General features: G+C 57.1%; 8 protein-coding genes. 6 read left to right on the top strand and 2 right to left on the bottom strand.

All coding sequences use genetic code 11. The annotated features are described in order from the left end of the window. Nucleotides 1–111 precede the first annotated feature (111 nt). The 3 genes from rpsR (at nt 112) to B2344_RS07685 (ending at nt 2,600) form a co-directional block, all read left to right on the top strand. Nucleotides 112–369, top strand: coding sequence for a 30S ribosomal protein S18 (rpsR, locus tag B2344_RS07695; RefSeq protein ID WP_034815380.1), 258 nt, complete (start codon nt 112–114; stop codon nt 367–369). Nucleotides 370–381: 12 nt separating this feature from the next. Then, nucleotides 382–969: a 50S ribosomal protein L9 gene (gene rplI, locus B2344_RS07690; protein WP_290483772.1), complete on the top strand. Its 588-nt coding sequence runs from the start codon at nt 382–384 to the stop codon at nt 967–969. Between the two features lie 134 nt (nt 970–1,103). Further along, nucleotides 1,104–2,600, top strand: a complete 1,497-nt coding sequence (locus tag B2344_RS07685; RefSeq protein WP_034815385.1) for a replicative DNA helicase — start codon at nt 1,104–1,106, stop codon at nt 2,598–2,600. A 3-nt stretch (nt 2,601–2,603) separates the two neighbouring features. Here the strand turns inward: B2344_RS07685 and B2344_RS07680 are convergent, their stop codons facing one another. Both B2344_RS07680 and B2344_RS07675 read right to left on the bottom strand, forming a co-directional pair. Then, a complete protein-coding gene (locus B2344_RS07680; RefSeq protein WP_290484950.1) occupies nt 2,604–3,572 on the bottom strand; it encodes an alpha/beta fold hydrolase in 969 nt (322 codons plus the stop codon). A gap of 7 nt (nt 3,573–3,579) precedes the next feature. Then, a complete protein-coding gene (locus tag B2344_RS07675; protein WP_290483774.1) occupies nt 3,580–4,491 on the bottom strand; it encodes a crotonase/enoyl-CoA hydratase family protein in 912 nt (303 codons plus the stop codon). A 150-nt stretch (nt 4,492–4,641) separates the two neighbouring features. Between B2344_RS07675 and B2344_RS07670 the strand changes: the two genes are divergently transcribed. From B2344_RS07670 to B2344_RS07660, 3 genes are all read left to right on the top strand, one after another. Continuing rightward, the gene (locus B2344_RS07670) at nt 4,642–5,943 is read left to right on the top strand and encodes a metal-dependent hydrolase family protein (RefSeq protein ID WP_206990533.1); all 1,302 of its coding nucleotides are present in this window, start codon (nt 4,642–4,644) and stop codon (nt 5,941–5,943) included. A 121-nt stretch (nt 5,944–6,064) separates the two neighbouring features. Beyond that, the gene (locus tag B2344_RS07665) at nt 6,065–6,994 is read left to right on the top strand and encodes a sterol desaturase family protein (protein WP_290483775.1); all 930 of its coding nucleotides are present in this window, start codon (nt 6,065–6,067) and stop codon (nt 6,992–6,994) included. A 109-nt stretch (nt 6,995–7,103) separates the two neighbouring features. Then, nucleotides 7,104–8,651 (top strand): acyl-CoA synthetase, encoded by a 1,548-nt coding sequence (locus B2344_RS07660; RefSeq protein ID WP_290479480.1) that lies wholly within the window; start codon nt 7,104–7,106, stop codon nt 8,649–8,651. Nucleotides 8,652–8,706 lie beyond the last annotated feature (55 nt).

Here is an 8,706-nt window from a genome sequence, read left to right as displayed (position 1 = left end):
TCCGACGACGTCATGCGCTACATGACGATCCGCGTTGAAGCCCTGAGTGATGAGCCGTCGCCGGTTCTCTCTCGCAAAGACCGTCGTCGCGACTAGGGAAGGACACTCGAAATGGCTCAGAAACTGAACATCACGAACATTCCTGCTCGCCGTCCGTTCGGACGTCGCCGCAAGGTCGACCCGTTCACCGGTCAGAACGCACAGGAAATCGATTACAAGGACGTGAAACTGCTGCAGCGCTATATCTCTGAAAAAGGGAAAATCGTGCCCAGCCGCATCACGGCCGTAAACCTCAAGAACCAGCGCAAGCTTGCTCAGGCGATCAAACGCGCCCGCATGCTGGCCCTGCTTCCGTTCGAAGTGAAGTAAGGAGACACGAACATGCAAGTCATCCTTCTTGAACGCATCGAACGCCTCGGCAAAATCGGCGAAGAAGTGAATGTGAAGAACGGGTTCGCCCGGAACTTCCTGATCCCTCAGGGCAAAGCCCTGCTCGCCAATGATCGTAACCGGGCTCGCTTCGAGTCTGAGCGCGAAGCCATTGAAGCTCGTAACGCAGAAGCTCGCGCAATTGCCGAGTCCGAAGCTGAAAAGCTGAACGGCACCGTCTTCACGCTCATTCGCCAGGCTGGCGATACGGGGCAACTTTATGGGTCGGTTACTGCTCGCGACGTTGCTGATGCGGCTGAAGCGGCAGGTCACGCCGTACCACGCTCGGGTGTACGCCTGAACCGTCCGATCAAGGCCATCGGCCTGTACGACGTTGCAATTCGCCTGCACGCAGAAGTCACCGTCACGGTTCAGGCGAATATCGCCCGCTCCGCTGAAGAGGCTGAACGCCAGGAGAAAGGCGAGGACATCGTTGCTTCGCTCCAGGCTGCAAACCAGGAACTCGCTGAAGAGCAGGCTGGCGAACTCGCCGAAGCTGCTGCTGAGCGCGCCGAAGCCGGCGGCGAAGACGAAGAATAGTCTTCTGCAAATTCGAATTGAGGGCCGCGGCTATCCACAGCCGCGGCCCTTTTTTTGTGAAGTGACGGTGAATTGCGCAGCTCAATCCGCATCAAGGCGATGAATTCGCGTCGCAGGTAAGGTAAAAGAATCGCATGCCTCTAGATGATGCCCCCGCTGCCACAATCGCGCCGCCCCACAATCTGTCGGCGGAAGCCGCAGTGCTGGGTGCCATCCTGTTCGACAACAACGCCTACCAGCGCGTGGCAGATATCCTGCGGCCCTCAGATTTCTATGCGCCAGCGCATCAGGAGTTGTTCGACGTGTCGGCAACGATGATTCAGCAGGGCCGCATTGCAGACGGCGTCACGCTGCGCGAGCATTTCGAAAAGGCTGAAAAACTCACTGAAATTGGTGGCGCCCGGTATTTGGAGCAATTGCTCGACTCAGCAGCCTTTGGCCCGGAAGTCGGCGACTATGCACGGATGATCCGCGACCTTGCCATGCGACGGTCGCTGGTCGGCATCGGCAGCGAACTGACGGGTCGCGCCTTGAACCCGACTCCGGAAGAAAATGGCGAACGCCAGATCGAACTGGCTGAACGGCAGCTCTTCGACCTCGCAGAGCGCGGCTCGTCGGGTCGCGGTTTCACGACCTTCTCCGAAGCCCTGACAGAATCTCTCAAGAACGCTGAAGCTGCGTTCAAGCGCGAAGGCAAGATTGCCGGCATCCCGACCGTGCTGCGCGATCTCGATGAGAAGCTGGGCGGACTGCACCGATCTGATTTGATCATCCTTGCCGGGCGCCCCTCAATGGGGAAAACCTCTCTTGCAACCAACATTGCCTACAATGCCGCAGCGGCCTATCGCGCAGAAGTGCAAGATGACGGCTCGAAGAAGACTGTAGACGGCGCAATTGTCGGCTTCTTCTCGCTGGAAATGTCGAACGAACAGCTCGCAACAAGGATCATCGCCGAGCGGACTGGCATCACTACCCATCGGATTCGTCAGGGCGATCTCGACAAGAGCGACTTTGAACGACTGCGTGAAGCGACCGAAGAGCTTCAAAACCTGCCGCTCTATATCGACGATACAGGCGGTATCTCGATCAGCCAACTGGCCGCTCGCGCCCGACGCCTGCAGCGCTCTGTCGGGCTCGACATGATCGTGATCGACTATCTGCAGCTGATTACAGTCACCAGCGGCAACGCAAATGCGAACCGGGTCCAGGAGATTACGCAAATCACGACTTCCCTGAAGGCGCTTGCGAAAGACCTCAACGTACCGATCATAGCACTGTCGCAGCTTTCACGTGCCGTTGAACAACGCGACGACAAGCGCCCCCAATTGTCTGACTTGCGGGAATCGGGATCGATTGAGCAGGATGCTGACGTCGTCATGTTCGTCTATCGCGAAGAATACTACCTGTCGCGAACCGAGCCCGGCGCCGATCCGAGCGATCCCTCCTCGAACGAAAAATGGAGCCAATGGCGCGAGCGCATGGACCAGGTCTATGGCAAGGCCGAGGTCATCATCGGCAAGCAACGTCACGGTCCGATTGGCCGCGTAGAACTGGCGTTTGACTCGAACATCACCCGCTTCGGAGATCTCTCCCGCGACCAGCAAGGCTATGGAAGCGATTTCGACGAATAGCGACTAAAGCTGGCCCAGCCAGTCCAACAGCAGGCGATTCACCTCTTCAGGCCGTTCCTGCTGAGTCCAGTGCCCGCACCCCTCAAGCAGTTCAGCGCCGCGCAGATCGCCAAGGCTCTTTTTCATCGCTGCGACCATGTCGCCGGGGTACATCTTCAGAACCAGGTCCTTGGTGCCCCCGATGTAGAGAGAAGGTTGAGCGATCACAGCGGAAGAAGGGTGCCTCTTCAGGTAAGCATGATCGCGATGCCAGTTGCGGTACCGGTTCAGCGGGCCACGAAACCCGGATTGACGGAACTGGGCATCATAATAGGCAACGTCTTCATCACTGAGCCAAGGCAGCGGCATGTCCGGCTCCGGCAGTCGGTGAAGCAGCGTGTCACCATGCTTCTTGTCGACCGGCCAGGTCCCCTCGGGCGCGTCACCTGAAATCGCGTAATAGAACTTTCGGATCGTTTCGGCGGGATCGGCTTCTAGCTCTGCTTCAGGTGGACCTTCATCCTGAAAATAGACCTGATAGAAAAAACGGCCACGCTCTGTGAAGAAGGTGCGGGCCGCATCGATAAAAACCACATCGCCCGGCGGCACATAGGGCACCGACAGCCCGGCGACTGCCCGGAACCGGTCGGCATGGAGCCGCGCCGTATTCCAAGCGATCGGTGCGCCCCAATCGTGCCCGACCACAACCGCCGGCGCAGCCGGAGACAAGGCCTCGGCAAGCTCGGCAATATCTGCGGTCAGGCTTTCCATATCGTAAGCTTCGACCGCGTGAGGCCGATCGGACCCACCATAACCGCGCACATCCGGCGCGGCCACGCTGTAACCTGCCTCGGACAATGCCTTGATCTGGTGTCGCCAAGAATACCAGCTCTCAGGAAACCCATGCACGAGGACGACCAACGGCCCTTCCCCCGCCAGCGCTACGCGCAAGCGGAGTCCGTTCGTTTCGATCATCCTCAATTCAGGGGTCATTGCCGGATCAGTCCTTGCCGCCAATCCATTTGAACTCGGGCTCGTCCCACCACGGATAAAAGTTTGGCATGCCATCCGAGACCTTAACCGGATAGACCGGCTTGCGCTTCTCAAGGAAGCTCATCACGCCTTCCTTGGCGTCTTGCGTTTTGCCGCGGGAGTAGATCGCCGCAGAATCCACGATGTGCGCCTCCATCGGATGGCTTGCGCCCAGCATGCGCCACATCATCTGGCGAGTCAGGCTGGTTGATACTGCGGCCGTATTGTCAGCGATCTCTCTCGCCATGGCGCGCGCCACATCCATCAGTTCAGATTGCGGATGGACTGACCGCACGAGCCCGCCATCCTTTGCTTCTTGTGCCGGGAAAACGCGGCCGGAATAGCACCATTCCAATGCCTGCGAGATGCCGACCAGACGCGGCAGGAACCAGCTGGAGGCCGCTTCCGGATTGATACCCCGCCGATTAAACACAAATCCAAATCGCGCATTGTCTGATGCGATGCGAATATCCATTGGCAGCTGCATCGTCACGCCAATACCCACGGCTGCGCCATTGATCGCGCCGATCACAGGCTTCAAGCTGTCGAAGATACGCAGTGTCACACGGCCACCACCATCGCGCTGGATGTCCACATCGTCGGTCCGGCCAACTTCGCCACCTTCGGCACGCTTGTCATAGTCGAACGTTTTGGCACCTTCGGACAGATCTGCCCCGGCGCAGAACGCCCGATCACCTGAGCCGGTCACGATGACGACACGCACATTGTCGTCGGCATCCGTAATATCAAACGCCTCAATCATTTCGTACATCATCTTGCCGGTGAAGGCATTCATCTTGGCTGGGCGATTCAGCGTCAGGGTCGCGATACCTTCTTCGATATCGAGGATGATCTGTTCAAATTCTTTTGGCTGCGCCACGGCTGGCCTCCCTTGTGATGATTTTCCGGGCCCAAGCTGCCTGTGCCTCAGCATTCGTCAAGACTTACCCAGCGGCATTCAGCCCAACGCTTGACCTTGCCGCAGGCGCGGCTCGATAAACCCAGTCCTCACATTCAAAGGATCTTCACGATGAAACTGACAGCCCTGCTAACCGGTGCATCCATCGCGCTGCTTTCGCTGCCTGCCGAAGCTGAGACCCTTTATCTCACGGCTGGCAAGTTTGTAGATCCAGTGACCGCGGAAACTGTGAACCGGCCAGTCTTCGTGATTGAAGATGGGGTCATCACGGCGCGAGGGACGGCGAACAAGCTACGCAAACCGTCAGGTTCCACATCTATTGATCTGAAGAATGCGACATTGGTGCCCGGCTTCATCGACATGCACACCCACCTAACCTCGGATCCCGAAGATCCGGCCTATTTCTCGCTGAGCTTTTCAGATGAGCGCCAAGCTATTACGGGCGTCAAGAATGCTCGCAAGACCTTGCTCGCAGGGTTCACCACCGTGCGGAATGTCGGCGCTTCCAGCTACAGCGACGTTGCGCTTCGGGACGCAATCAATGAAGGCGATGTCCCCGGCCCACGCATGTACGTCTCCGGGCCTCCGGTTGGCATTTTGGGCGGACATTGCTCGGACACCAATCTCTTGCCATCCGAGTATGATCTCACAGGCGAGAATGTTGCCACAGGCCCTTGGGAAATGCGGGAAAAAGTTCGCCGGAACATCAAATACGGCGTCGACCTGATCAAGACCTGCTCCACGGGCGGCGTGTTTTCGAAAGGCACCAGCCTTGGCGCGGCACAGGGCACGCTGGAAGAGCTGACGGCCATCACCGAAGAGGCTCATGCGCGCGGCATCAAGGTCGCCTCCCATGCACATGGCACGATCGGTATCAAGAACGCGATCCTCGCGGGCATCGACACTATCGAACATGCCAGCATCCTTGACGAAGACACAATCCGCCTCGCCAAGGAAAACGGCACCTATCTGTCGATGGACATCTACAACACTGAATACACGCTGGCTGAAGGCGAGAAGAACGGCGTGCTGGAAGAATCTCTCGCGAAAGAACGGGCGATCTCTAAAATTCAGAGAGACAGCTTCACTGCGGCGGTCAAGGCCGGAGTCAAGGTCGTGTTCGGCTCAGATTCGGGCGTCTATCCGCACGGGGACAACGGCAATCAGTTCTCCCGCATGGTCAATCTCGGCATGACGCCGATGCAGGCCATCCAGGCTGCGACCAGCCTGTCGGCTGAAGCACTGGGAAAAACAGGAGAACTCGGATGCGGCGACGTCGGTTGTCGTGCTGACTTTATCGCCGTGGACTCCGATCCGCTTGCGGATATCTCCGCATTAGAGGACGTGGATTTCGTCATGAAGGACGGCACGGTCTACAAACGCGACGGCAAACCGCAGGTTAGCATCTACTGATCCAACCCCGTTTGTGAAAGCGACTGACTCGTCTAGAAGCATGCGAGGTCACAAACTCGTCACGAGAGCGCCATCCAAGGCGCAGCCCAACTGATACTTTGTAGGACGGTACCCCCACAAGATGGAATTCAATCCCCTGCCCGCCGTAACGACCTTCGCCGCGCCAATATTCATTTTATCGGTCGCGCTGGAATGGTGGGCGGTAAAGTCCGGACGTGCTGCAGGGAGATATGACACCAAGGATGCACTCGCTTCCCTCACAATGGGGCTGGGCAATGTCGTCATCAATACACTCACTGGGACACTCGCCGTCTGGATGATGCTGATCGCCTGGCCATTCCGTATTTTCACGCTCCCGTTCACGGTCGTGTCAGCCGTTATCGGCTTCGTCCTTTATGACTTCATCTATTACTGGAAGCACCGCTTCGCACATCGTGCCCGATGGTGGTGGATGGAGCATGTGACGCACCATTCCTCGACGCACTACAATTTGACCACCGCACTACGCCAGCCCTGGTTTGGCCCACTGACCGGACTTATCTGGATCGGCCTCCCCATGGTCGTCATCGGCTTTCATCCCTATGTCATATTCTTCGTGGGTGGCCTGAACCTGCTTTACCAGTTCTGGATTCATACTGAAGCGATCAACCGGATGCCACGCTGGTTTGAAGCAGTGTTCAATACGCCCAGTCACCACCGGGTTCACCACGCGACCAATGCCAGGTATCTCGACACAAATTTTGCCGGAGTGTTCATCATCTGGGACAAGATGTTCGGAACCTTCGTACCGGAGTTGGAAAACGAAAAGCCGATTTACGGTGTTGTGAAGCCTCTGAACAATTATAACCCTTTCGTCATAGCATTTCACGAATTCTTCGCGATCCTGAAGGATTGCGCATCCGACGGATTTCGCCCTCATCGCTGGGTCGGACGCCTGGTCAGCGAGCCCGGCTGGTGCCCGGAAGGCAATCACAATCGCTCGACTGAACTCAAACAGGCCTATCTGCTGGAAAATCCCGAGAAACGCGGAACACCAGGCTTTCCCGAATAAACCCGGCTGACGCGACGTTGCCCGTGGACGAATGCGAATGTCCCGCTAGAAACGCCTCCAGACCGTCGAGCGCGCTCACCAGAAGCGCCGCCGATATCAGGAGGAAAACATGCATCCCTGCCACCACGCGAAGACCCATCCTGACAAGGCCGCCTATATCATGGCTGCCTCCGGAGAAACCGTAACCTTCAAACAACTGGATGAGCGGTCGAACCAGATAGCGCACGCATTTCGCGACGCCGGCCTGAAACCCGGTGATACGATTGCGCTTTTCGCAGAGAATTCGGCACGCTATTTCGAGATTTGCTGGGCCGCTCAACGCTCAGGCCTGTATTTTGTGTGCGTGTCTTCACGCCTGACGGCGCCCGAAGTTAAATACATTATCGAGGATTCCGGCAGCTCCCTCCTGATCGCCAGCGCCGGAAAAGGCGACGTTGCAAAACAAGCGAAACAACTGGTCGCCATTGATCAGTTCTGGTCCATTGATGGTGACATCGAAGGCTTCCAGCGGTTGGAGACGCATCAATCGGCCTTTCCAGTGACGCCCATCGCGGACGAGATGGCCGGTACGGACATGCTGTATTCCTCCGGGACAACGGGAAGACCGAAAGGCATTCGTCCGCCACTCGAGCGGGATATGCCTATCGATGCTGACAATGTCCTGCTTCAGATTACACGAGGAATGGCAGCTGCAGGACCAGACAGCGTCTATCTTTCGCCAGCTCCGCTCTATCATGCTGCCCCGCTCCGCTGGTGCATGACGTTCACACGCCTTGGCGCCACGCTGGTGGTGATGGAAAAGTTCGATCCAGAAGCCTTTCTCGATTGCGTGCAGGCTCACAAGACGACCCATGTTCAGATGGTCCCAACCATGTTCGTGAAGCTTCTGAAACTTCCGGAGGACGTCCGAAAATCCTATGACGTCGCAAGCCTGCAATTCGTGATTCACGCAGCCGCGCCGTGTCCAATCCCTGTAAAAGAGCAGATGATCGAATGGTGGGGACCGATCATCGACGAGTACTATGCAGGTTCGGAAGGCAACGGCATGACATGGGCCAAAAGCGCCGAATGGCTCGAGCACAAAGGTACAGTCGGGCGCGCGATTTTCGGCGAACTTCATGTGTGCGATGAAAACGGGGATGAAGTGCCGGTTGGAAGTGAAGGCCAGATCTACTTCGGCGGCACCACCCCACCAAATTATCATAATGATCCTGAGAAAAATGCCTCGGCACTTAATCCCAAACACCCAGACTGGTCGTCTCTCGGCGATGTTGGCAAAGTCGACGAAGATGGTTTCCTGTACCTGACCGACCGCAAGGCCTTCATGATCATATCGGGCGGCGTGAACATCTATCCGCAAGAAGCGGAGAATGTCCTGATCACTCACCCCAAGGTCGCCGACGTGGCAGTCATAGGGGTGCCCGACGAAGAATTCGGAGAATCTGTAAAGGCCATCGTCCAGCCAATGCCGGGGATAGTCCCATCTGATGAGCTTGCCGCGGAACTGCTTGAATTCTGCCGAGGCGAGCTATCAAAGATCAAATGCCCGAAAAGTCTGGATTTCGACCTCGAGCTGCCCCGGCATCCGACCGGAAAACTGTATAAGCGACTGATCCGTGACCGTTATTGGGGCAAGAAAGAAAGTCGCATCGTTTAGGCTGAGCAGAATATGGAGGCGCTTCCCCTCATTTTTCTTTCACGCTAGGGAAGAA

The sequence above is a fragment of the Hyphomonas sp. UBA3195 genome (assembly GCF_002366485.1).
Classification (GTDB): domain Bacteria; phylum Pseudomonadota; class Alphaproteobacteria; order Caulobacterales; family Hyphomonadaceae; genus Hyphomonas.
The sequence above is the reverse complement of the archived record's forward strand: the minus strand, read 5'-3'. Positions and strand labels throughout refer to the sequence as shown.

Bases quoted from the DNA above. Each gene is read 5' to 3' on its own strand.
- B2344_RS07670 (WP_206990533.1), top strand. From the start codon at position 4,642: ATGAAACTGACAGCCCTGCTAACCGGTGCATCCATCGCGCTGCTTTCG.
- B2344_RS07680 (WP_290484950.1), bottom strand. From the start codon at position 3,572: ATGACCCCTGAATTGAGGATGATCGAAACGAACGGACTCCGCTTGCGC.
- B2344_RS07665 (WP_290483775.1), top strand. From the start codon at position 6,065: ATGGAATTCAATCCCCTGCCCGCCGTAACGACCTTCGCCGCGCCAATA.
- rplI (WP_290483772.1), top strand. From the start codon at position 382: ATGCAAGTCATCCTTCTTGAACGCATCGAACGCCTCGGCAAAATCGGC.
- rpsR (WP_034815380.1), top strand. From the start codon at position 112: ATGGCTCAGAAACTGAACATCACGAACATTCCTGCTCGCCGTCCGTTC.
- B2344_RS07660 (WP_290479480.1), top strand. From the start codon at position 7,104: ATGCATCCCTGCCACCACGCGAAGACCCATCCTGACAAGGCCGCCTAT.
- B2344_RS07685 (WP_034815385.1), top strand. From the start codon at position 1,104: ATGCCTCTAGATGATGCCCCCGCTGCCACAATCGCGCCGCCCCACAAT.